Source organism: Rhizorhabdus phycosphaerae (genome assembly GCF_011044255.1).
GTDB classification, from domain to species: domain Bacteria; phylum Pseudomonadota; class Alphaproteobacteria; order Sphingomonadales; family Sphingomonadaceae; genus Rhizorhabdus; species Rhizorhabdus phycosphaerae.
This window is the reverse complement of record NZ_CP049107.1, coordinates 424254-445692: the sequence shown is the minus strand read 5'-3', so window position 1 is coordinate 445692 and position 21439 is coordinate 424254. Positions and strand designations below refer to the sequence as shown.

General features: G+C 64.6%; 20 protein-coding genes. 9 read left to right on the top strand and 11 right to left on the bottom strand.

Annotated elements, in window-relative coordinates:
* Window positions 1-9 precede the first annotated feature (9 nt).
* Genes G6P88_RS02110 through G6P88_RS02090 form a run of 5 tightly spaced genes read left to right on the top strand, consistent with a single transcriptional unit; the run spans window position 10 to window position 5483 of the window.
* Window positions 10-1476: a flavin monoamine oxidase family protein gene (locus tag G6P88_RS02110; RefSeq protein WP_165321614.1), complete on the top strand. Its 1467-nt coding sequence runs from the start codon at window positions 10-12 to the stop codon at window positions 1474-1476.
* 56 nt (window positions 1477-1532) lie between these two features.
* Complete coding sequence (locus G6P88_RS02105) at window positions 1533-2459, top strand: polysaccharide deacetylase family protein (protein ID WP_165321613.1); 927 nt, start codon at window positions 1533-1535, stop codon at window positions 2457-2459.
* Window positions 2456-3607, top strand: a complete 1152-nt coding sequence (locus G6P88_RS02100) for an FAD-dependent monooxygenase (protein ID WP_165321612.1) — start codon at window positions 2456-2458, stop codon at window positions 3605-3607. Before G6P88_RS02105 ends, G6P88_RS02100 begins: the two co-directional genes overlap by 4 nt.
* Entirely contained in the window at window positions 3604-5112 is a 1509-nt protein-coding gene (locus tag G6P88_RS02095) for an aldehyde dehydrogenase family protein (RefSeq protein ID WP_165321611.1), read from the top strand. The genes G6P88_RS02100 and G6P88_RS02095 overlap by 4 nt, the downstream gene beginning before the upstream one ends.
* A 35-nt stretch (window positions 5113-5147) precedes the next feature.
* Entirely contained in the window at window positions 5148-5483 is a 336-nt protein-coding gene (locus G6P88_RS02090) for a hypothetical protein (RefSeq protein ID WP_165321610.1), read from the top strand.
* Here the strand turns inward: G6P88_RS02090 and G6P88_RS02085 are convergent, their stop codons facing one another.
* The 5 genes from G6P88_RS02085 to G6P88_RS02065 all read right to left on the bottom strand — a co-directional run bounded on the left by G6P88_RS02085 (window position 5484) and on the right by G6P88_RS02065 (window position 12335).
* Window positions 5484-6275: an IclR family transcriptional regulator gene (locus tag G6P88_RS02085; protein ID WP_165321609.1), complete on the bottom strand. Its 792-nt coding sequence runs from the start codon at window positions 6273-6275 to the stop codon at window positions 5484-5486.
* Window positions 6276-6408: 133 nt separating this feature from the next.
* Entirely contained in the window at window positions 6409-7542 is a 1134-nt protein-coding gene (locus tag G6P88_RS02080) for a zinc-binding dehydrogenase (RefSeq protein ID WP_165321608.1), read from the bottom strand.
* The gene (locus G6P88_RS02075) at window positions 7542-8402 is read right to left on the bottom strand and encodes an isocitrate lyase/PEP mutase family protein (RefSeq protein WP_165321607.1); all 861 of its coding nucleotides are present in this window, start codon (window positions 8400-8402) and stop codon (window positions 7542-7544) included. The genes G6P88_RS02080 and G6P88_RS02075 overlap by 1 nt, the downstream gene beginning before the upstream one ends.
* 13 nt (window positions 8403-8415) lie before the next feature.
* Window positions 8416-10275 (bottom strand): hydantoinase B/oxoprolinase family protein, encoded by a 1860-nt coding sequence (locus G6P88_RS02070; protein ID WP_165321606.1) that lies wholly within the window; start codon window positions 10273-10275, stop codon window positions 8416-8418.
* 11 nt (window positions 10276-10286) lie between these two features.
* Complete coding sequence (locus tag G6P88_RS02065; RefSeq protein ID WP_165321605.1) at window positions 10287-12335, bottom strand: hydantoinase/oxoprolinase family protein; 2049 nt, start codon at window positions 12333-12335, stop codon at window positions 10287-10289.
* Window positions 12336-12653: 318 nt separating this feature from the next.
* On the opposite strand from G6P88_RS02065, the gene G6P88_RS02060 reads away from it, so the two are divergent.
* From G6P88_RS02060 to G6P88_RS02045, 4 genes are all read left to right on the top strand, one after another.
* The gene (locus G6P88_RS02060) at window positions 12654-12947 is read left to right on the top strand and encodes a DUF1330 domain-containing protein (RefSeq protein ID WP_165321604.1); all 294 of its coding nucleotides are present in this window, start codon (window positions 12654-12656) and stop codon (window positions 12945-12947) included.
* 182 nt (window positions 12948-13129) lie between these two features.
* Window positions 13130-14362, top strand: a complete 1233-nt coding sequence (locus G6P88_RS02055; protein ID WP_165321603.1) for a class I SAM-dependent methyltransferase — start codon at window positions 13130-13132, stop codon at window positions 14360-14362.
* The gene (locus tag G6P88_RS02050) at window positions 14359-14718 is read left to right on the top strand and encodes a hypothetical protein (protein ID WP_165321602.1); all 360 of its coding nucleotides are present in this window, start codon (window positions 14359-14361) and stop codon (window positions 14716-14718) included. The genes G6P88_RS02055 and G6P88_RS02050 overlap by 4 nt, the downstream gene beginning before the upstream one ends.
* 45 nt (window positions 14719-14763) lie before the next feature.
* Window positions 14764-15441, top strand: coding sequence for a hypothetical protein (locus tag G6P88_RS02045; RefSeq protein WP_206335839.1), 678 nt, complete (start codon window positions 14764-14766; stop codon window positions 15439-15441).
* Window positions 15442-15503: 62 nt separating this feature from the next.
* On the opposite strand, the gene G6P88_RS02040 is transcribed toward G6P88_RS02045, so the two are convergent.
* The 6 genes from G6P88_RS02040 to G6P88_RS02015 are packed head-to-tail and all read right to left on the bottom strand — an operon-like array spanning window position 15504 to window position 21414.
* Window positions 15504-16400: an MBL fold metallo-hydrolase gene (locus G6P88_RS02040; protein WP_165321601.1), complete on the bottom strand. Its 897-nt coding sequence runs from the start codon at window positions 16398-16400 to the stop codon at window positions 15504-15506.
* On the bottom strand, window positions 16397-17308 hold the full coding sequence (locus G6P88_RS02035) for a DUF1838 family protein (protein ID WP_165321600.1): 912 nt from the start codon (window positions 17306-17308) through the stop codon (window positions 16397-16399). The genes G6P88_RS02040 and G6P88_RS02035 overlap by 4 nt, the downstream gene beginning before the upstream one ends.
* A gap of 29 nt (window positions 17309-17337) precedes the next feature.
* Window positions 17338-18525: a CaiB/BaiF CoA transferase family protein gene (locus G6P88_RS02030; RefSeq protein ID WP_226946689.1), complete on the bottom strand. Its 1188-nt coding sequence runs from the start codon at window positions 18523-18525 to the stop codon at window positions 17338-17340.
* Window positions 18522-19442: a hydroxymethylglutaryl-CoA lyase gene (locus tag G6P88_RS02025; protein WP_206335838.1), complete on the bottom strand. Its 921-nt coding sequence runs from the start codon at window positions 19440-19442 to the stop codon at window positions 18522-18524. Before G6P88_RS02025 ends, G6P88_RS02030 begins: the two co-directional genes overlap by 4 nt.
* Window positions 19439-20044 (bottom strand): 3-isopropylmalate dehydratase small subunit, encoded by a 606-nt coding sequence (gene leuD / locus G6P88_RS02020; RefSeq protein WP_165321599.1) that lies wholly within the window; start codon window positions 20042-20044, stop codon window positions 19439-19441. The genes G6P88_RS02025 and leuD overlap by 4 nt, the downstream gene beginning before the upstream one ends.
* On the bottom strand, window positions 20041-21414 hold the full coding sequence (locus G6P88_RS02015) for a 3-isopropylmalate dehydratase large subunit (protein WP_206335837.1): 1374 nt from the start codon (window positions 21412-21414) through the stop codon (window positions 20041-20043). The genes leuD and G6P88_RS02015 overlap by 4 nt, the downstream gene beginning before the upstream one ends.
* Window positions 21415-21439: the final 25 nt, after the last annotated feature.

The following is a 21439-nucleotide window of genomic DNA, read 5'->3' as shown; positions in this document are numbered from 1 at the left end:
GCAAGGCAGATGATGATCGACCGGCGCACATTCTCCCTGGGCGGGCTGGGCCTTGCAGCCCTCGCGGCTGTCCCTGCGCTTGGCGCCGACAGGCGCAAGGCAACTGCCCCGTCGGCTACCGGCTTGCGCAAGCCGGGACAAAGCGACGTGATCGTTCTGGGGGCGGGTGTGTCCGGCCTTCAGGCCGCCTGGATGCTCGAGCAGGAGGGCAAGAGCGTCACCATATTGGAAGCGCGCGAGCGGGTCGGTGGACGGATCTGGACGCTGCTCGACCAGCCCGGCTATCCCGAGATGGGCTTCAACTCGATGGCCGAGGGCTATGGCCGCGGGATAGACGCGGCCCATCGTGCAGGCGTGGCGCTGCAGGAAGTTGGCGCGCGCTATCGCTTTGGCGCGCCGCCGCTGCTGTGGATCAACGGCAAGCCGCTGACACGGGCGGAATGGGCCACTTTCCCGGGCAATCCCTTCCCCGAGAAATTCAAGATGCTCCTGCCCGGCGAACTCGTCGGAAAGATCGTCTCTGACAAGAACCGTCTCACCGACTGGACGAGTTGGCACGATCCGGCCAACGCCGCGCTCGACATCTCGCTGTACGACTATCTGAAGGCCCAGGGGCTGTCTGATGCAGCGATCCATCTGTGCCACGATCTGGCGCCCTATTATGGCATCGACGCCTGGGGCGTTTCGTCTCTGATGATGGAATATAATGACGGCTTCATCAAAGCCCAGATGGGGGCGGGGACGGGTTCGCTGTCGGTCAAGGGCGGCAATATCCACCTTGCTACGGGCATGGCGAAATTGCTCAAGGGCGACGTGCTGCTCGGGCGCGAGGCGGTAGCGATCGACCAGGATGCGACGGGCGTGACGGTGCATTGCGCCGATGGGTCGAGTTTCAGCGCCGCGCGGCTGATCTGCTCCTTGCCCTTCTCGGCGCTGCGCAACGTCAAGCTGCTGCCCGCCCTCGAAGGCGTGCAGGCGCGCGCCGTCGCCCAGCTCGGCTACCAGCCCATCTCGATGGTGTTCGTCACGGCGAACGCGCCCTTCTGGGAGGAGGACAAGCTCGCCCCCGGCATGTGGACCGACGGACTGCTCGGCAATGTGATGCCGCAACGCTATGGCGCAACGCCCGAGGAGGTCACGGGCTTCATCGTCCAGGCGCGCGGCAATCTCGCGCTCCACTGGGATCGCATGGGGCCGGAGATGGCAAAGGCAATGGTCGTGCGCCAGCTGGAGAAACTGCGTCCCGCCGCCAAGGGCAAGGTTGCAGCGCACAGCTATTTCAGCTGGGCGGGCGAACGCTTCAATGGTGGCGACGTGTCCTATTTCGGCCCGGGGCAGGTGAGCTGGGTTGACGAGATGATCCGTCCCGCCGGCCGCATGCATTTCTGCGGCGAACATACCGCACTCGCCGCGCGGGGCCTGGAAGGCGCGCTGGAGTCGGCCGAACGTGTCGCGTTGGAAGTTTTGACGGCCTAAAGAATTTGATCGGATAAGGCTGCCACCGGTGGCGAGAAGTCGAAGGTAAGTGACTGATGGAATATGATTATGTCCCGTTGCCGCAGCGCAATCCCCTGGTCTGGCCGAACGGCGCACGGGTTGCGCTGATCCTGACGTTCAATCTCGAAACCTGGGACCTGACCAAGGATACGGACAAGCCCTATTATGCAGGCGGACCGGCGATTCTGCCCGATGTGCTTCCGGGCAACACCCCCGACTTCCCCAATTTTACCTGGCGCGAATATGGCCAGCGCGTGGGCCTGTGGCGGCTGATCGACCTGTTCGACGAGCTGGGCGTCAAGGCGAGCTGCACGACCAATGCGGTCACCTTCGAACGGCGCAAGGCGATGACCGACGCCGTGCTCGAACGCGGCTGGGAATTGCTGACGCACAATTGGGAGCAGGGGGAACTACTTTCGAGCTTCGCCCATGAACCCGACAAAGAGCGCGACATCATCCTGCGCAGCCTCGACCAGTTCGAGAAGTTCACCGGGCGCAAGTCGAAGGGCTGGCTCTCCTCGTCGCTGCGCGGCACGCTGCAGACGGCGGACATCCTCGCCGAATATGGCTGCACCTTCTACTGCGACATCATGAACGACGATCAGCCCTATCTGCTGCGGACCCCGCACGGTCCGATCGTTTCGGTTCCCTATTCGAACGAGATCAATGACTTCACCTTCATCACTCGCAAAAATTATACGACCGACGAATATCGCGATGCGCTGATCGAAGAACTCGATGTACTCCACGCCGAGGGCGCGAAGACCGGCCGGATCATGAACCTCGGCCTTCACCCGCACGTGTCTGGCCGTGCGCATCGCATCCGCGCGCTGCGTGAGTTCATCGAGCATGCCAAGTCGCTGCCCGGCGTGTGGTGGGCGACCCGCGAGGAGATCGCGGACTGGTATCTCGCCAACCATGAGAGCCATATTCCCGGCCAGCTTCAGGGCGGCACCAAGTGAGCAAGCCCCGCACGATCCTGGTCGTCGGAGGCGGCGTGGCGGGCATGACCGCTTCGGCCGCGCTCGCCCAGCAGGGCTTCGAGGTGACGCTGCTTGAATCCGCTCCCCAGTTCGGGGAGATCGGCGCCGGGCTGACATTGACGCCCAATGCGATGAAGGGCCTCGACTTCATCGGTATCTGCGAGGAAGCGGCCGCGGTCGCGGTGGAACCGAGCCGCCAGCGCATCCAGCATTGGCAGGATGGACGGACGCTGGTCGCCATGGACCGCTCAACCCAGCGTGAAAAATATGGCGCGCCCTATATCACCGTGCATCGCGCCGACCTCCACGGCGTAATGACCCGCGCGGCCGAGCGGGCCGGAGTTCGGATGATCGCCGGGGCTCCGGTGATATCGAGCGAGGGGACGACGGTGACCCTGGCCGACGGACGGACTTTCGGCGCGGACGTGCTGGTCGGCGCCGATGGCGTGAAGAGCGTCATCCGCCAGCGCTTCGGCGACGACAGCCCGCACTTCACCGGCCATGTCGCTTGGCGCTGCCTGGTGCCGGTTACCGCAGACATACAGGATCTTTCCGACTTTCCGGGTGTCATCATCGGCCCCGGCGCGATGATGAACCGCTACAATGTACGCGGCAGCAAGGTGATGAACTTCGTGTTCTTCGCGCGGCAGGAGGGCTGGAACGAGGAAGGCTGGACGACCCCCGCAGATCCCGCCGAACTGCAGTCGATCTTCGGCCATTGGTGCGCCGATGCCCAGCGTTTGCTCAAGGCTGCGAACACGCAACCTCTGTTCAAATGGGCCATCAATGCCCGCAAGCCGATGCCGAGCTGGGTACTCGACGGCAATGTCACGCTGATCGGCGATGCGGCGCATGCGATGACGCCTTTCCTCGGTCATGGCGCGGCCTGTGGGATCGAGGATGCCGTGGTTCTGGCACGAGCGCTGGCGGCATCGGACAGTGCCGCCGAAGGTCTGGCGCGCTACGAGAAGGCCCGCCACGAACGCGCCACCTTCATCCAGCAGGAATCGAATGCCAATGCGGACCGCATGCAGGGGCAGGATACCGATCTGTTCGGACTCGGCGAAATGAAGGATGAGGAATCGCTCGGCTTGTTCACCTATGATCCGAGGACCGTCGAGATATGAGCGGCAGCCCGGTTCCTTTCGACGGCAACAGCATCGCTACCGAGACCGACGCCTTCCTCAAGGAAAGGCACAGGCTGCTGATCGGCGGCGACTGGGTGGACGGCTCGGGCGAGATGGAGACGCGCGACCCGGCGACGGGTCTGGTCCTCACGCGCTTCCACATCGGCGGGGCGGAAGAGGTCGACCGGGCAGTCAAGGCTGCGCGCGCCGCGTTCGAGGGTCCCTGGGGCCGGATGACGGTCGCCGAGCGCACTGCGCTGATGCACCGGCTCGCCCGGGTCATGGACAGCCATGCGACGCTGCTGACCGAACTCGACATCATCGACAACGGCATGCCGCGCTTCATCGCTGGCCTGACCACCGCCAACTGCGTCGAGATGATCGACTATTATGCCGGCGCGATCATGCGGATCGAGGGCACCACCACCGCCCCGCCGCGTCATATCGCGTCCGAGACTGAGGCGCTGACCTATACGCTGCGCGAGCCGATCGGCGTCGCGGGACAGATCATGCCGTGGAACGTGCCGCTGTCGACCGCGATCCTCAAGCTCGCGCCGGCGCTGGCCGCCGGCTGCACGGTTGTGGTGAAGCCTTCGGAGGAAACCCCTCTGTCCGCGCTCGCGCTTGGCCGGATGATCCTCGAAGCCGGCATTCCGGCGGGTGTGGTCAACATCGTCAATGGCGTGGGCGCGCAGGCCGGTCAGGCGCTGGCCGAGCATCCGGGTGTCGACAAGATCTCGTTCACCGGGTCGACCGCCACCGGCAGGCGGATCATCCAGGCCGCGCTCGGCAACCTGAAGAAGGTCAGCTTGGAACTGGGCGGCAAGAGCCCGGTGGTGGTGATGCCCGATGCCGACCTGTCGCTCGCCATACCCGGCGTGGCGATGGCGACCTTCTTCCTGCAGGGCCAGAATTGCATGGCCGGCACGCGCGTCTTTGCCCATGCCGCGGTCCATGACGCGCTGATGGAGGGCGTCGCTGCCTTCGCCGGCCAGATGAGGCTGGGCCACGGGCTCGATCCGGCGACAATGCAGGGACCGATGATCTCCGACGCGCACAGCGCCAAGGTCATGTCTTATATCGATCGCGCCAAGGCCGACGGGCTGACGCTGGTTGCGGGCGGCAACAAGCTCGATCGGCCCGGCAATTTCATTCAGCCGACCGTCTTCGCCGGTTGCGACAATGGCATGGCGCTGATGCGCGAGGAGATATTCGGCCCGGTCATGGCGGTGCAGAGGTTCGAGAGCGACGATCTCGACGCGATCGCGCGGTTCGCCAATGATACGCCCTATGGCCTGTCGGGCAGCGTGTGGACGCGCGATCTTTCCACCGCCCATCGCCTGGTGCGGCGGATCCGCGCGGGGCAGGTGTCGATCAACTGTCATGGTGCGGTGGGCACCAACATTCCGTTCGGGGGCTATGGCCAGTCGGGCTGGGGCCGCGAGTTCGGGCAGGAGGGGCTCGACGCCTATCTCGAGACCAAGGCTGTGACGGCGCGGCTCTGATTGCGTTGGTTGCGCCATGCTGTAAGGCATGACCCATGGCCCGCAAACGCTCCCGCTACGATTATGATGACGAGCCCGCTGCCGACGAGGCACCGAAGCCGGTCGTTCACTGCTGGCTGTGCGGTCGCCCCACCGGCAGCACGATCATCTGGCACCACCCGATCCCGAAGAGCCGGGGCGGGCGTGACGTGGTGCCGATGCATGGCATCTGCCAGCAGACGCTGACGGTGAACTTCACCAATTCCGAGCTTCAGCGCGCCGGCATGGATGTCCAGCAGCTGCTGGACAATCCGGCCGTGAAGAAGTTCGTCGACTGGGTCGCCAATAAGGATCCCGATTTCACCGCGACGATCGCGAAGAAGCAGCGCTGATCAGGCGCTGCCCATCGGAGCGTTGGACAGGTCGTAGCTGATAGCGGCTGCCGTCGCCTTCAGATCGTCGAGATAGGCCTCCAGCGCGGCCGACAGCTTCATCGCTGCGACGAAGAACACCATCGTCATGGCCGCTTCGAAATGGCCGTTGCGGAAGATCGGCACCGCGATCGACGAGGTCTTGCCCGGCGTCAGGTTGAAATGGTTGCGCCCCTGTACCGCATAGCCGTCCGCACGGATGCGATCGACATCGAGACTGACCTCGGCCGTGGCGAGATAGTTGAGGTTGATGTCCTGCGAGACGCGCATGAAGCGCAGGATCATCTCGCGCTCTTCCGGATCGGCGAAGGCCATCGACACCTTCCCCGACGCGCTGTCGAGGATCGGCAGGGTGAAACCCGGATAATAATGCTCGAAGGTCAGCGAGGAATTGGCGTGGGTGCTGTCGCGCAGCATCATCTCTCGCCCGACGCGTATCGCGATCGAAACCGGCCAGCCCACGCGCGCGGTGAGCCCGACAATGTGCGGTCGGGCGATGCGGACCAGTTCGTCATCATGCTGGAAGCCGGTGGCCAGTGTCTGGACCAGAGCAGTCGGCCGGTAGCGCTTGCGTGCCGGCTCCTGTTCGATGAGGCCCTCGTAGAGCAGAGTCTGCACGATCCGGCAGGCGGTGGGGTAGGGGACTTCGGCAGACTTCGCGATCTCCATCATGGAGAGCGAACCGTGGCGGTTGATCGCCTTCAGAGCGGCAATGGACCGTGTGATCGAACGGATAGGAACGCCTTTTTCCATGTGAACGACTCCCCTTGGCACCCAGATGTCGCGAGAGTGCCAAGAGAATGTCATATGACCGATTTGTTCAACAAATTATTCGCCTGTCGGATAAATGTCTCCGCAGATCGGAACGCATCGGCCGGGCCGCCAATCACCAACCCGGCACGATGACCTGTCGTACTGCCTTGCCCTCGGCGAGCTTGTCCATCAGCTCGTTGATCTCCTCGAGGGGCCCGACCGAAGTAAGCAGTTTCTCCACCGGCAGGCGGCCCGACCGCCACAAGGCAATGTAGCGCGGAATGTCGCGCGTCGGGATCGACGAGCCCATATAGCTGCCCATCAGCGTCTTGCCCTCGGCGACCAGAGACAATGCGTTGATCTCGAGCTTTTCCGACGGGTTGGGCAGGCCGACCGTGACGATGCGTCCACCGCGCCGTGCCGCCCGGTAGGCCTGGGCGAGCACGGCGGCCTTGCCGACGGTCTCGATCACGACGTCGGTGCCGAACAGCACCTCGTCCTCGCCCGGGGCGACCGCTGCCGCCGCGCCGAGTTCGAGCGCAAGCGCGCGCTTTTCAGGAGCAGGGTCGACCGCGACGACGGGTTGTGCACCAGACGCAAGGGCGCCAATCAGCGCTGCGAGTCCGACGCCGCCCAAGCCGTAGATCAGCACGCTCTCGCCCGGCCGGACCTGCGCCGTGTTCATGACCGCACCGACACCGGTCAGCACGGCACAACCGAACAATGCCGCGATCTCGGGAGAAATATCCTTGTCGATCTTCACCACCGAACGGCGATCGACCACAGCCTGCGTCGCGAAGGCGGACACGCCGAGGTGATGATGCACCGCCGTACCGGCTTCGGCGTCGGTGCAGGACAGGCGCGATCCGCCGCGCAGGAGCTCGCCCTTGCCGTTGGCCGTCGCTGCGTTGGCGCAGAGATACCCCTCGCCCGACGCGCAGGCGACGCAATATCCGCAGGACGGGAGAAAAACCAGCACCACCCGGTCCCCGATCGACAGGCTCCCGTCGCCCTCGTCACCCAGCGCAAGCACCGTCGCTGCGGCCTCATGACCTAGCGCCATCGGCATCGGGCGAGGGCGATCGCCATTGATCACCGAGAGATCGGAATGGCACAGTCCCGCGGCGTCGATCCGAACCAGGACTTCGCCCGGACGAGGATCGGCGAGTTCGAGGGTCTTCACCTCCAGCGGCCTCGTCTGCGCATAAGGCGCGGGGTTTTCGCCGCTCCGGGACAGAACGGCGGCGGCAATACGACGCGTCGGCATCAGTCCGCCTTGCCCCATTTGCGCTCGAACGCCCAGACGTCCTCGAAGCCGATCAGCGAACAGAACTCCGAGAAGTCGAAGAGGCCATCGGGCTGGCCGATGCCGTCAGTCTTCAGGTCGATCAGCGCCTTCTCCATCGCAGCGCAGGCCGCGAGGCTGGTTAGCGATGGATAAATGGCATAAGCATAACCGATCTCGGCCAGAACGGCGGCGGGCGGGACCGGTGTCTTGCCGTGGTTGGACATATTGGCCATGCAGGGCTTGTCGAGAGTCGAGCAGGCCTTGCGCATCTCCTCTTCGGAATGGAGCGCCTCCGGGAAGAGCACGTCGGCTCCGGCCTTCGAATAGGCCTCCATGCGTCGCAGAACGCCATCCAGCCCTTCGCTTTCGCGCGCATCGCTCCGCGCAATCACGACGAAGTCCTCCGACGAGCGCGCATCGACCGCGACCTTGATCTTCTCGACCATGTCTTCGGTGGAGATCAGTCGCTTATAGGGGGTGTGGCCGCACTTCTTCGGGAATTCCTGGTCCTCGATCTGGATTGCGGTGACGCCCGAGGCCTCATAGCCCTTCACCGTGTGGTGGACGTTGAGCAGCCCGCCATAGCCGGTGTCGCCATCGGCGATGACGGCGGCTTTGCTCGTGCGCGCCAGCGTCTCCATCCGATTGCGCATTTCAGTGTAGGTCGCGATGCCCGCGTCGGGCAGGCCCCATGCTGATGCAGTCAGCCAATAGCCGGTACCATAGACGATATCGAAGCCGACCTTGTTGGCGATGACAGCCGCCAGCATGTCCTGAATGCCGGGTACGACGAAGAACTGGCCCGCTTCGAGCTTCTGGCGAAAAATCGGATTTGCCACCTGTATATTGTCCTTATGCCTTGGCCCAGCGCGGAGGGGTCGGGGCGGGGAGGCCCGTTTCCGCGAGGCAGTTCTTGCGCAGCGTTTCGATGTCGGGGCCGAAGTTGAACACGCCGATCTCGCCGCGCTCGGCGCGCATCTTCGCGCGCAGATTCTCCGTTGCGGCGCTGTCCACCTCGCCTTTCACAAGTACGACACCGTAGCGCAATGCGCCTTTCTCGGTGACGAGGCCCTGCTTCAGTTCCTTGACCAGCAAGGACGGATCGCGGTCGAGCGGATCGCCCCATCCGCCCCCGCCCCAGGTCACGAAGTGCAGGCGGTCGCCCGGCTCGACGGGATAATCCTCGATCTTGTTGCCGACGACGATCTCGGTGCCGTCGGCCTTGATCAGCACCTTGCGGGCGCGGGCACCGGGTTCGCCACCATTGACGCCCCAGGGCGGCACGAACCAGCGGTCGTCGTGGATCGCGATCGTGCCGGGCTCGAGGAAGCGATAGACCATGTCGATACCGTTGCCGCCGCGATGGAGGCCGGCGCCGCCGCTGTCGGCTACGGTCTCGTAGCGCTCGATCACCAGCGGGAAATAGCGCTCCAGAAACTCGTTGGGGACATTGGTGAAGCCGGGGAACAGCGAGTGCCCGTCTGGCCCGTCGCCTAGCGGCCGGCCGGGGATGCCACCGAAGCCGATCTGGAACAGCTGGAACCACTTACCATTGCGGTCGGTGCCCGCGTAGAACAGGTGAGGACTGGAAGAGAAGCCGGCGGCGTTCAGGAATTCGGGGGTCTTCTGACCGAGCAGGCCCCCGAGGATATCGAACAGCCGGCCCAGCACATGGGTGCGCCCCGACAGGGCCGCCGGGAATCTCGGTTTCAGCAGCGAACCTTCCGGAATCCGGACGTCGATCAGGTCATAATAGCCATCGTTGAACAGGATCTGCGGATCGAAGACCATGATCATGTAGATGCCGAAGAACATCCTCATCATGTTCTCATTGAGGAACATGTTGATCGAGGCCTGGCTCTGCGGATCGGTACCGGCGAAGTCGAGCACGACCCGGCCGTCCTCGCGCCACATCGTGCACTTGATCTTGTAAGGACCGAAGCCCTTGCCGTCGTCGCAGATATAATCCTCGAAGCTGACCGGTTCCTCGCCGATCGAGCTCTCGATCAGCTGTTTCATCGCGCGGTGGTTGCGCTCCAGCAGCAGGTCGGTCGCAGAAACGAAGACATCGTCGCCGAAGCGCGCAGCCATCTCGATCACGCGACGCGCGGCCACGCGGCACGAGGCGATCAGCGCGTTGAGGTCCGCCTTGCACCAGTCCGGCGTCCGCGTCTGGTGCATGACCAGCTTGATCAGGTCCTCGTTATATTCGCCCTTCTTCCAGATCTTGACCGGCGGGATGCGCACGCCCTCCTGGAAGATCGACGAGGCGTGGATCGGCATCGAACCGGGCACCATGCCGCCGATGTCGGATTGGTGGCCGAACATCGAGGTATAGGCGATCAGCCGTCCGTCCTTGAACACCGGCAGCAGCACCAGCCAGTCGTTGGAATGGCTGATGGCGCCGCCGACCGAATAGGGATCGGACAGGAAGATCAGATCGCCATCCTCGACGGTGCCGTCGAACCCGTCGAGAAACGGGCCGATATAGGAGCCGAACTGGCCGACGATCATCTTGCCGCTATGGTCGGCTATGAGGGGAAAGGCGTCGCCCTGCTCGCGGATGCCTGGAGACATGGCGGTGCGGACGAGCGTCGCATCCATCTCGATGCGGGCGTTGCGGAGGGCATTCTCGATGATGTCGAGCGTTACCGGATCGACCGATACGGTGGCGAAGGGGGTCTGATTGGCCTGGATGATCTGTGCGGGCATGGTGCTTGTCCTCAGGCGAGATGGATCAGGATGTTGCCGACATGGTCCACCGTGCCGGTGCAGCCGGCTTCGATCAGCGTGGTGGAGTCCATCTCCACGACGATCGCGGGGCCAGGGATGACGTCGCCGGCGCGCAGGCGGGAGCGCTCGTAGATCACCGCAGGCACCATGGCGCCGTCGGCCCATAATTCATGGTCGCGGATCTTCGCGGCCGACGGATCGCCATTGCCCTGTTCGAGCGGCGGGGCCGGCAGGTCGAGCGCCGGGCCCATCGCCACCGCGCGCAGGTTCACCAGTTCATGGGCGCTGTCCATGTTGAAGGTGAAAAGGCGCTTATGCTCGGCATCGAAGCGATCGGTAACGCCCTTGAGCCCGTCGCGGCGAAGAACCTCCGCGTCGATCGACAGCGGCACTTCGAAGGCCTGGCCCTCATAGCGGATGTCGAGTTCGAACTGGCTGGTGACATCGGCATCGGAAATGCCCTCGGCAGTAAGCTCTGCGCGGGTCTGCGCGGCCATCTCGTCGAGCAGCGCGATAACTTCGGCCTCGTCGGTCTGGTCGACCCTGCGGCTGAAGGAGCGGGCGGTTTCGGTGCGCATGCGGGTGGTCGCATCGCCCAGTGCACAGAGCACGCCGGGGCTCACCGGCGAGATGGCGGGCCAGCTGCCCATCAGCTTTGCGACCGCGTTGACATGGAGCGGACCGGCCCCGCCGAAGCCCATCACCGCAAAGTCGCGCGGATCATAGCCTTGCTGGACGGAGATCATGCGCAGCGCGCCGAACATATTCTCGTTGACGATATCGATGATGCCGCGTGCGGCTTCCATCAGGCCGATGCCGAGCGCGTCGGCGATCGTCTGGACCGCCTTCTTGGCGCCCTCGCGGTCCAGCTTGAACGTGCCGCCGAGCAGGTTCTCCGGCAGATAGCCGAGCACGACATTGGCGTCGGTCACGGTCGGCAGCGTGCCGCCTTTGCTGTAGGCTACGGGCCCAGGAACCGCCCCCGCCGATTGCGGGCCGACGCGCAGCGCGCCGGTCAGTTCGGGCACATAGGCGATCGAGCCGCCGCCGGCACCGACTGTTTTGACGTCGAGCGCCGAGGCGCGAACCGACAGATGGCCGACTTCGGTGGTGCGCTGGCGCCGCGCCTCCAGATTCTCGATCAGCGCCACGTCGGTCGAGGTGCCACCGACATCGAGCGTGAGGATGTTCTTGATACCGGCATTGCGGCCGACCCAGATCGCCCCGGTGACGCCGCCCGCCGGACCTGACATGAGCAGCGACACGGGATGCTCCTCGGACTTTTCCGACGACATCAGACCACCATCCGACCGCAGCAGCGAGAGCGAACCGGCCATGCCCGCACCACGCAGGCGGTCGCGGAGGTTGCGGACATATTTGCCCACGACCGGCCGAACCGCGGCGTTGGCGACGGTCGTCAGCGTGCGCTCATATTCCTGCATTTCGGGCAGGACCTGGTGCGACAGCGAGATTGGCACGCCGGGCATGATCTCGGCGGCGAGTTCGCCGATGCGGCTCTCATGCGCTCCGTTGAGATAGGCGTTGATCAGGCTGACGGTCAGCGCCTCGACACCATTGTCGCGCAACGCGATGAGCGCCGTACGAACCTGCTCCTCGTCGAGCGGTACAAGCTCGCGTCCCTGGGCATCCATGCGACCGCGGACCTCGATCGTGTCCTCCAGCGCGGCCAGGGGCTGCGGCTTGGGCCACACGATCCACCCGGCCAGGCCGCCCGGCACGAAGCTGCGCGCGATCTGCATCACCTGGCGGTAGCCATCGGTGGTGATCAGGCCGACCCGCGCGCCCTTGCCTTCGAGAACCGCGTTGGTGGCAACGGTGGTGCCATGCAGGAAGAATTCAACGTCGGAGGGGCTGATCCCGGCCTTCTCGCAGATCGCCGTGACGCCGTTGAGAATGCCTTCCGAGCTGTCATGTGGCGTCGAAGGTGTCTTGTTGCGCCAGAACTCGCCGCTGCTCTGGTTGAACAACAGCAGGTCGGTGAAGGTGCCGCCCACGTCCACGCCCAGTCGATAGGTCATGTCATCCCCGATGGCTTGTCTCACGGCGGAATCGCCGCCTTGGTTCCAGGCCTTGGTGCTAAGGGTCTGTCCGGGGCGCCGGACGTTTTCGGACAGACTTATCCGCCAAGCGGCTTTTCTTGCCTGCCGTCCACCCCCCGCGAGCGGCTCCGGAAGCAGCTGGCGCACACAAAGGGCTGCGTTCAACAACCGTGGCTTCGGGCCAGAAGCGCAAGGCGATAGCCTGCCATCCGCAGACCGGATATGTCGGTGATATCCCCGTCACGGCGGCGAGCCCCGCGTGCATTGCCCATTCCGACAAGGAAAAGGAGCGTCATCATGGCCGCATGGCTCGTCATAACCGCGAAGATCAGGGATCGCGATGCCTTCATGGCCTGCGGCTATTCCCAGAAGGCTGCGGCCATATTGGAGGCGCATGGCGGCCGCTATGTCATCCGCGCTCCCGGCGCCGCCGTTCTCGAAGGCAGCGGACCGGCAGGCGCATCCGTGGTCGTTTCGGAATGGCCGAACCGGGAAGCGGCATTGTCCTTCTACAATTCGCCTGACTATGCGGAGGCCAAGCGCCTGCGCGAAGGGCTGGCGGACATCGACATTCTGCTCGTGGGCGCATGATCGGCTCGGCAAGCTCCCGGGCCGTGGCCTCATAAGATGACGCCATCCTGCCTCGGAAATGTTATGTTCTAATATTGATACAAATCAATCATTCCTGGCCCCGGTCCTGTGAGGTTTCCGTCGTCGTGGCGTCCGCGCTGATGCGCCGGCCCGCGAACGACCTTCCGAACCAAGGAGGCCCCATGAAGGACAAGCTACCGCCACCCTATACCGCCCTGAAGCGCCATCCGATGATGCCGGAGGCCAGCCATGACGAGGCCGCGCGGTTCAACTTTCTCACTCTGTTCAACCGCTATCTTTCCGGGGACATAGGCCGGGGCAACCGGATCGCTTACGAGAAGCGGGTTCTGCCGGCCTTCAGGGAAATCCATCGGCGCGATCCCGAGGACCGCGAAGAAATCCGCGTGGCGATGAACCAGGACCCGTTTCATCGGACATGGTCGGCCCTGAAACGCAACTCGATGGAAATGCGCCAGCAGAATGGCCGGCAGATCGTGCTGCGCCAGTTGGACGCGCTCGATGCCAGGGCCAGGGCCTTCAATGAGGCATCGGGCCTCCTCGAACTGAACCCAGGCATTGAGCAACCAGTCTATGCTGCCTGCGTGGACATCCATTGCCAGCCCGGCGGTTATCATGGCGGCGAGCACCCTGACGACGTGACGGTCGGGGCGAATTACGACGTGGGCCTTTTTGCGACGACAGGCGGCGCGCTCGGCAGTCTCAACGACGGGGGTGGCCAGGCCGTGGTCGCCTGGGTCAAGGCCAACCGGCCTGACTGGTACCCCGAACGCATCCTCGACGTCGGCTGCACGGTCGGCCACAACGCGGTGCCCTTCGCGCAGCATTTCCCCAACGCCGAAGTGATCGCGATCGACACGGCAGCGGCTTCTCTACGCTATGGCGCGGCACGCGCGGCAGGGCTGGGTGTGAAGAACATCCGGTTCATTCAGGCGAGTGGCGAGGATCTGTCGCGCTTTCCCGACGGTCATTTCGACTGGGTGCAGACCACGATGTTCCTGCACGAACTTTCGGCCGACTCCATGCCCAGGATCTTGGCCGAGTGTCAGCGGGTGCTGAAGCCCGGCGGCCTGCTACTCCACGTCGAGCAGCCGCAATATGGTCCCGACATGCCGCTCTACGAGCAGTTCATCCGCGACTGGGATGCCTATAACAATAACGAGCCCTTCTGGTCGGCGATGCACGGGATCGATCTCAAGGCGGTCATGGAAGAGGCCGGATTCCCGATCGATCATCAATTTGTGACCGGTGTGCGAGCAGTTCCAGATAAAAGCCTGTTCCGTGGATCGCCCGATGGCGAGGAGGAGGATTACGGACGCGCTGCGATCTGGAACGCCTACGGGGCATGGAAACCCCAGGTGACAAGCCAGGCAGCAGCAAAGGAGATTTCGGCATGACGCAGGAAATCGACTGGATCGCGCGTTCGGGCGCACGCGCCAAGGGCGGGCGGCCGGCCTTCTTCGACGAGATGGCTGTCGACCGCCTTTATTCACTGGCGTTGTCGCTGACGGCGGAACTGGCCGTGACGCGGGAACGCCTGGACACAGTTGAACGGCTGCTGGAGGCGCAAGGCTCCCTCAGCCGGGGTGCCATCGAGAACTTCAAGCCGGGCGCGAGTGCCGGCGAGGAACGAGGCATCGCCATGAGGGCGTATATCGCCCGCGTCATGCGCGGCTTCCAGCAGGAGGTCGAAGCCATGGAGGATCCCGATCCACCGGTCACCGACTGGGTGGAGCGGCTCTCCCGAGGCTGACGCGCAGTGGCTTAGTGGCGGCTTCCACATATAAGGGGAAAGTCGTTGTTGGAAGAAGTACTGATCCTGCGCTGGGTCCACATCGTCTCCATGGTCTATTGGCTGGGCGGCGAGTGGGGGGTCTTCCAGACCAGCTACAACATCATCAACCGGAAGCTCTCGATGGAGGAGCGCAGGCGGCACATGGAAACCGCCTATCGCATCGACATCCTGGCGCGGACCGGCATCATCCTGTTGCTCCCGCTGGGGCTGCATATGGGCCATATCTACGGCCTGCAGCCCTATGGCGGGAATTTCCTGACCGCGATGTGGGTGTTTGTGGCTGGCTGGCTTGCCCTGTGCTGGAGCGCTTTCATCAAGCGCGAAACCGATACGGGCGTGATGCTGACCAAGCTCGACGAGAAGATCCGCTGGGTTCTGATTCCGGTGATCTTCGTGGTCGGGATCTCCTCGCTGCTCGGCCACGGACCGCTGGAGGCGGGCGAAGGTTCGCGCTGGTATGCCACGAAGCTGACGCTCTATGGCTTTACCCTGTGCATCGGCCTCGGCCTGCGCTGGATCATGCGCCTGTGGACAGTTCGCTTCCGCCGTCTGGCCGAAGGTCCGAACCCGGCCGAAGAAGCCGCGCTCGAGCGGGAATTCCTGTACGGTCGCCTGATGGCTTATGTGTACTGGATCACCATCTCGGGGATCTGCTTCCTGGGAACGGTCAAGCCGTTCTGAGCAAGACGAAATCGAACAAGGGAAGGGCGGTCCTGTCGGGCCGCCCTTTTCGTTCTAGCGCCTTACTTTAAGAGCGCGTCCTCACGGGCGAGTTGGGCGTCGAGCAGAGCGGCATATCTGTCCGCCATAGCCTTGCAGGCAGCGGGAGCGCGCATCGGATCGGGCGTCGCGCCGCTGCGTCTCGCCATCGCGCGCAGGTCCGCCCCCGAATGCTCCGCGTGGTTGGACAGAAGGACATCGCAAGCTTCTTCGCGCAGCATGGCCAGGCTGCGCCGGAAAGCGGCAACGAGCTCGGGATGATCCCGATAGCGATAGGTGCCGGCCGTCAGGGAGTTGAGACTGGCCGCGAAAAATACGGGCATGCAGCCGGATGCCGCGCTGCAGGACCGCCAAGACCAGCCCATCGATCCCGGCGTGTGCCCCGGCATCGCGCGCGCCGTGATCGTGACCGGGCCGAAGCGCAGTTGCTGCCCGTCCTTCACCACAGTGACCTTCGCGACCGGAGGGTAGGCAATCAGGCTGGCCCGCTGCGGGTCTTCGTCGCCGCTTATGCCGCGTTGCAGGACGGTCGCGGTGGCTTCCGAGGCATAGACGCGGGCGCCGCTTTCGCGGACGACAGCGGCGATTGCCCCGGCATGATCATAATGCGGCTCGGTGACCAGCAGCCATCTGACCTGCTCGAGACGATAGCCGAGCTCGGCCAGATGCGCGCGCAGGATGGGAATTCCTTCGGGCAGGCCGGCGTCGATCAGGACGAGTCCCTTGCCGGTATCGACCACGCCCTGCTTGATACGCCTGGGTCCGATATAGCCAAGGTCCGGAAAGACCCGCAGCGGCGCGTCCGGCTCAAGCCAGCGCGCCGCGTCGGTTCCGGTGATCGGCCGGGTCAGCGGGTCATCTCCATTGGCAACCCCCATCAGGAGGCCGGCCGCAAGGACAAGACCCAGTGCGCGGATCAATTGCGATATTCTTCCTGCTTGAGCGCAAGCAGCTTCATCGGATCGCGCGCGCCTTCGGGATTGACGCGCGCGAGCATTTCGACCCAGTCCTTGGGCATGCCCGAATAGCTGGTTTCCTTGCGGCCCACGCTGCGCAGGCACTGATTGCCCATGCCCGCCGGCATCTTCCACCAGCGCGCATAGTCGCCGAGGTCGGTGCCATAGCCCGTGGCGCTCGCACAGTGCACGCGAGGATCAAGCGCTTCCTTGGCCGGGCTCGTTATCATCGACATGTCGTTCAGGCGGCGAGAGGGCAGGCCGGGCGTTTCGGTGACGGCGGCGGTATGCGTCTGGAAGCTGATCTGATCGCCGATATGGTAGAACAGCTCGGGCACATGCTCGACCGTGAATTTGGTGTTGGCGATGGCGCCATCGAAGATCAGGTCGTTGTTCGGCGTATAGCGCACCGTAGTGGGGCCGACCGGTACGAAGGGCACGTCTACCATCTCTCCGGTCAGCGGATTGCGGAGCTGGTCGGTGCGCTCGCTGCTGCCCGGCGCAGTGCGGAAGCCGAGCTCGTACTGCGTGGTTTCGAGGCCACCGTCGGGCAGAGGCGTGACCTTCATCACCGCACCGAAAACGAGTTCGCAGAGCGGCGTCAGCTTCGCGCCCTGCTGCGCATAGTTGCGGCCGCGGAACCACCAATAGACGATGCCGGGATCAGTGCGCAGGCGCATGCGGCGCATCATCGCGATCCGGGCCGCAGGGTCGGTCGGAATGCCTTCCTCCCGGGCAAGGGGAGCGGCAAGTGTCGGCGCGGCGCCGAGCAAACCGGCTCCGGCAAGCCCGGCACTGGTCAGTCCCACCCCCGTCAACAGGGTGCGCCGGCTGAGGAGGAAGGTCTCGTCGCTGGTGTCGGACTCGGTCATATTCGTACTCCCCTCGATTTCGGGCTGCGTCAGGCCGTCTCCACGGCACCCTGTTCGATCAATGTCTCGATCCGCTGCGCCGGGTAGCCCAGCCCCTCCAGGATCGCGCGTGAATCGGCACCGGGGCGCGGCAGAACCACGCTGCTGCCGGGGCGCTTTCCATCCATCTCCAGCGGGACGGTCGGAAGTCTGGTCGGCTTGCCATCGTCGAGCACGACCTCCTCGAGCCCGCCGGTTGCGAGTTGCGGATCGTCGAACATATCCTCCGGTCGGCCGATCGGTGCGAAGGGCAGTCCGGTACCTTCTAGCTTTGCGACGATTTCCGACCGGGTCATCGAGGCCATCAGGTCGCGGATGCGCGGCAGGATCCGGTCGCGGGCCAGGACACGTTCGTTGTTGGTCCGGATCGCCTCGTCCGCCCACAGATCGTCGAGCGCGAACAGGACGCAGAACTTCTCCCACAAACTGTCCGACACCACGCCGATGAATACGGGTTCGTCCTTCGTCTCGAACACGTCGTAGATCGCCCAGGCCGAAATGCGCGCGGGCATCGGTGCCGCCGCCTTTCCGGTGACGGCGAACTGCGCCATGTGCTGGCCGACGAGGTAGACCGTCGTTTCGAACAGGCTGGCGACGACCTTCTGGCCCTTGCCCGTGCGGTGACGCTCTTCGAGCGCGGCGAGGATGCCGATCACGCCGAACATGCCGCCGGTCACGTCGACCACGCTGGATCCCGCCCGCAGCGGGCGTCCGGGAGGCCCGGTCATATAGGCGAGGCCGCCCATCATCTGCGCCACTTCGTCCAGCGCGGTGCGATCTTCATAAGGGCCGGGGAGAAACCCCTTTTCCGAGCAGTAGATCAGGCGCGGATTGGCCGCCGACAGGGCCTCGAACGACAAGCCCAGCCGATCGAGTGCTCCGGGACGGAAATTTTCGACCAGTATATCGGCATCGACGCACAGATCGCGCGCAACGGCCTTGCCTTCGTCCGACTTGAGGTCGAGGCAGATCGAGCGCTTGCCCCGGTTGTACATCGGGAAATAGCCCGCGCCGGAACCGAGCAGGCGGCGCGTGCGATCCCCACCCAGAGGTTCGACGCGGATCACATCCGCGCCAAGGCCGGCGAGGATATGGCCGACGGTAGGCCCCATGACCATATGGGTGAATTCGATGACCTTGATCCCCGCGAGCGGGGTAGGTCCGGTCGCGCCGGTCAACGGGCAATCCTTTCCGCATAGTCGAGCATCGGGCCCGCGTCAGGCGTAAAGCCATAGAGCGGCTCCCCGGGCAGGGCCTCTGCCAGGATCGTCCGAACAGCGAGCAATTTTTCGAGATCGATCCCGGTTCGCAGTCCCATCGAATTGAGCATCAGGACCAGATCTTCGGTTACGAGATTGCCCGAAGCACCGGGCGCATAGGGGCAGCCGCCCAGGCCGCCCAGCGAGGAATCGAGTGTGGTGATCCCTTCCTCCAGTCCGGCCACCGCATTGGCGAGGCCGAGGCCGCGGGTGTTGTGCAGATGAAGCGTCGTCAGCTTATCCGCGCCGACCGCCGCCCTGACCTTGCGGACGAGGCGCCGGACCTGGGCGGGATCGGCATAGCCGGTGGTGTCGGAGAGGCTGAACTCCTGGGCTCCGGCTTCGGCGGCCGCGACAGCGAGGCGCACGACCTGATCCTCCGGCACCGCCCCTTCGATGGTGCAGCCGAAGGCGGTGGAGAGGCCGACGGCGAAGTGCACGCCGCCATCGCGCGCGATGCGGGCGACCTCGGCGATTTCAGCCAGCATCGCCGGATGGTCCTTGCGGACGTTCCGAAGCGAATGCGTTTCCGACATCGAGAAGGGGATCGAAATGCCGTGAACCCCTGCCTCGACCGCACGGACTGCCCCCTTGGCATTGGGGACGAGGGCGACGACGTTCAGCCCTTCTATGCCGCGCGCAAATGCAACAAGCTCGGCCGTGTCCGCCATCTGCGGCAACAAGCTGGGCGGCACGAAACTACCGACCTCGATCTCGCGCACGCCGGCCGCCGCCTCTGCCGCGATCCACGCCTTCTTGGCCTGGGTCGGCAGCACGGTCTTGATCGATTGCAGCCCGTCGCGCGGGCCCACTTCGGAAACGAGGATGTCGGTCATGCGGATTGTCCGGCGTAGATCCATGGGCGGCGGGCGCGGTCGGCTGCCGTCCAGGCGTCGATTTCTGGGAAGGATTTGAGCGTCAGCGAAATGGCATCCAGCGCTTCGAGGAGCATCTGGCGCGGCTCCTCCTCAATGGCGAACGCTGTCGTCCGATTGCCGGCGGTGACGGTCTGCGCCGTGAGGTCGACTTCGACGCGCTGCCAGGCGAGACTGTCCACGAGCGCGCGCTCGAGACCGATGGGCAGGATGCCGTTGCGGATGCAATTGGCCCGGAAGATCGGTGCAAAACTTTCCGCGATGATGCAGCGGATGCCATATTCGGCCAAGGCCCAGACGGCATGTTCCCGGCTCGATCCACAGCCGAAATTGGCGCCACCAAGCAGGAGCTGTGCGTCCTGCGCTTCGGGTCGGCTAAGCGGAAAAGCGGGGTCCGGCACCCGCGCCGCCACGTCGGTGTAGCGCCACGGCGCGAACAGCCCTTCGGCCAGCCCGGTGCGCCCGGTGCTCTTCATCTCGCGGCTCGGGATTATCGCGTCGGTGTCGACATTGTCGCGCAGCAGCGGAACGGCGATCGACGAGAGGGTGGTGAACGGAGTCATCGGGCAAGCTCGCGCGGATCGGCGATGGCACCGGCGATGGCGCTCGCAGCGACGGTCTCCGGGCTGGCGATGTGGGTGCGGATGCCGGGGCCCTGGCGACCCTCGAAATTGCGGTTGGTGCTACTGATCGTGCGAGAGCCCGGCGGGAAACTCTCCCCGCCGGCGAAGAAGCAGAGCGAGCAACCGCTGGCGCGCCATTCGAAGCCGGCGTCGGTGAATATCCTGTCCAGCCCCTCGGCCTCGGCCGCACGTTTGACGGCTGAGCTGCCCGGAACGACCAGCGCCTTGCGGATCGAAGGCGCGATACGCCGTCCCCGCAGAAGATCCGCCGCGCGGCGCAGGTCCGACAGACGCGCATTGGTGCAGGATCCGATGAAGGCTGCGTCGATGGGTATGCCAGCTATGGCTTGCCCTGCTTGAAGGCCAATATAGAGGTGGGCACGCTCGGGCCCCTCCGGCACGGAACCGGTGACCGCAATGCTGTGCTCCGGGCTGGTGCCCCAGCTGACCATTGGCGCGACGGTAGCGGCATCGATCAGGATTTCCCGATCGAAGGTCGCGCCCTCGTCGGTGGAGAGCGAGCTCCAATAAGGCGCGTCGAAGCGCGCGGGGGCATAACGGCGGCCAGCCAGATAGGCATAGGTCTTGTCGTCCGGCGCGATGATCGCCGTCATGGCCGAGAATTCGGTCGCCATGTTGCAAAGGGTCATGCGCCCCTCGATGTCGAGGCCTGCAACCGCTTCTCCGGCAAACTCGACGACATGGCCGGCCCCGCCGCCGGCGCCATGTTCTGCGAGCAGGTGGAGTGCCAGATCCTTTGGCGTGACACCCGGAGCAAGCCGGCCCGTCACAGTGATACGCATCGTCTTCGGCCTGTCGAGGCGCAGGACACCGGTAGCCATGGCATGCTCGGCTTCGGACGATCCGATGCCCCAGGCCAAGGCCCCCAGGGCGCCCTGCGTACAGGTGTGGCTGTCGGGAGCGACCAGCGTCGCTCCGGGAAGAACGATGCCCAGTTCGGGGGAAATGACGTGGGTGATGCCCTGATCGCGATCGTTGACGTCGAACAGCGTTATCCCCGCCGCCTGCGAAGCCGCACGGGTTTCCGTTATGAAGGCGCTTCCGCCCGGCATCAGCGTGTCGTCGCCGCGCCCGATCCGGGTGTCGACAATATGGTCCATGACCGCAAAGACCCGCGCGGGATCGCGCACTGCACGACCGCTCGCCGCCAGCGACTTGAGCGCGGATGCGCCAGTCCGTTCATGCAGGAATATGCGATCGATCGCGATCAGATGCGCACCACCGGCGGTCTGCGCGACATGGTGCGTATCCCAGATCTTCTCGAAGAGCGTCTTGGGCAAATCTGTCATCAACATTCTCGCCGGGCGCGGAGAC

Coding starts and splice junctions, on each gene's coding strand:
- G6P88_RS02060 (WP_165321604.1), top strand. CDS start 12,654: ATGGCCGCATGGCTCGTCATAACCGCGAAGATCAGGGATCGCGATGCC.
- G6P88_RS02105 (WP_165321613.1), top strand. CDS start 1,533: ATGGAATATGATTATGTCCCGTTGCCGCAGCGCAATCCCCTGGTCTGG.
- G6P88_RS02090 (WP_165321610.1), top strand. CDS start 5,148: ATGGCCCGCAAACGCTCCCGCTACGATTATGATGACGAGCCCGCTGCC.
- G6P88_RS02015 (WP_206335837.1), bottom strand. CDS start 21,414: ATGACAGATTTGCCCAAGACGCTCTTCGAGAAGATCTGGGATACGCAC.
- G6P88_RS02050 (WP_165321602.1), top strand. CDS start 14,359: ATGACGCAGGAAATCGACTGGATCGCGCGTTCGGGCGCACGCGCCAAG.
- G6P88_RS02025 (WP_206335838.1), bottom strand. CDS start 19,442: ATGACCGACATCCTCGTTTCCGAAGTGGGCCCGCGCGACGGGCTGCAA.
- G6P88_RS02070 (WP_165321606.1), bottom strand. CDS start 10,275: ATGCCCGCACAGATCATCCAGGCCAATCAGACCCCCTTCGCCACCGTA.
- G6P88_RS02080 (WP_165321608.1), bottom strand. CDS start 7,542: ATGCCGACGCGTCGTATTGCCGCCGCCGTTCTGTCCCGGAGCGGCGAA.
- G6P88_RS02085 (WP_165321609.1), bottom strand. CDS start 6,275: ATGGAAAAAGGCGTTCCTATCCGTTCGATCACACGGTCCATTGCCGCT.
- leuD (WP_165321599.1), bottom strand. CDS start 20,044: ATGACTCCGTTCACCACCCTCTCGTCGATCGCCGTTCCGCTGCTGCGC.
- G6P88_RS02055 (WP_165321603.1), top strand. CDS start 13,130: ATGAAGGACAAGCTACCGCCACCCTATACCGCCCTGAAGCGCCATCCG.
- G6P88_RS02065 (WP_165321605.1), bottom strand. CDS start 12,335: ATGACCTATCGACTGGGCGTGGACGTGGGCGGCACCTTCACCGACCTG.
- G6P88_RS02035 (WP_165321600.1), bottom strand. CDS start 17,308: ATGACCGAGTCCGACACCAGCGACGAGACCTTCCTCCTCAGCCGGCGC.
- G6P88_RS02110 (WP_165321614.1), top strand. CDS start 10: ATGATGATCGACCGGCGCACATTCTCCCTGGGCGGGCTGGGCCTTGCA.
- G6P88_RS02095 (WP_165321611.1), top strand. CDS start 3,604: ATGAGCGGCAGCCCGGTTCCTTTCGACGGCAACAGCATCGCTACCGAG.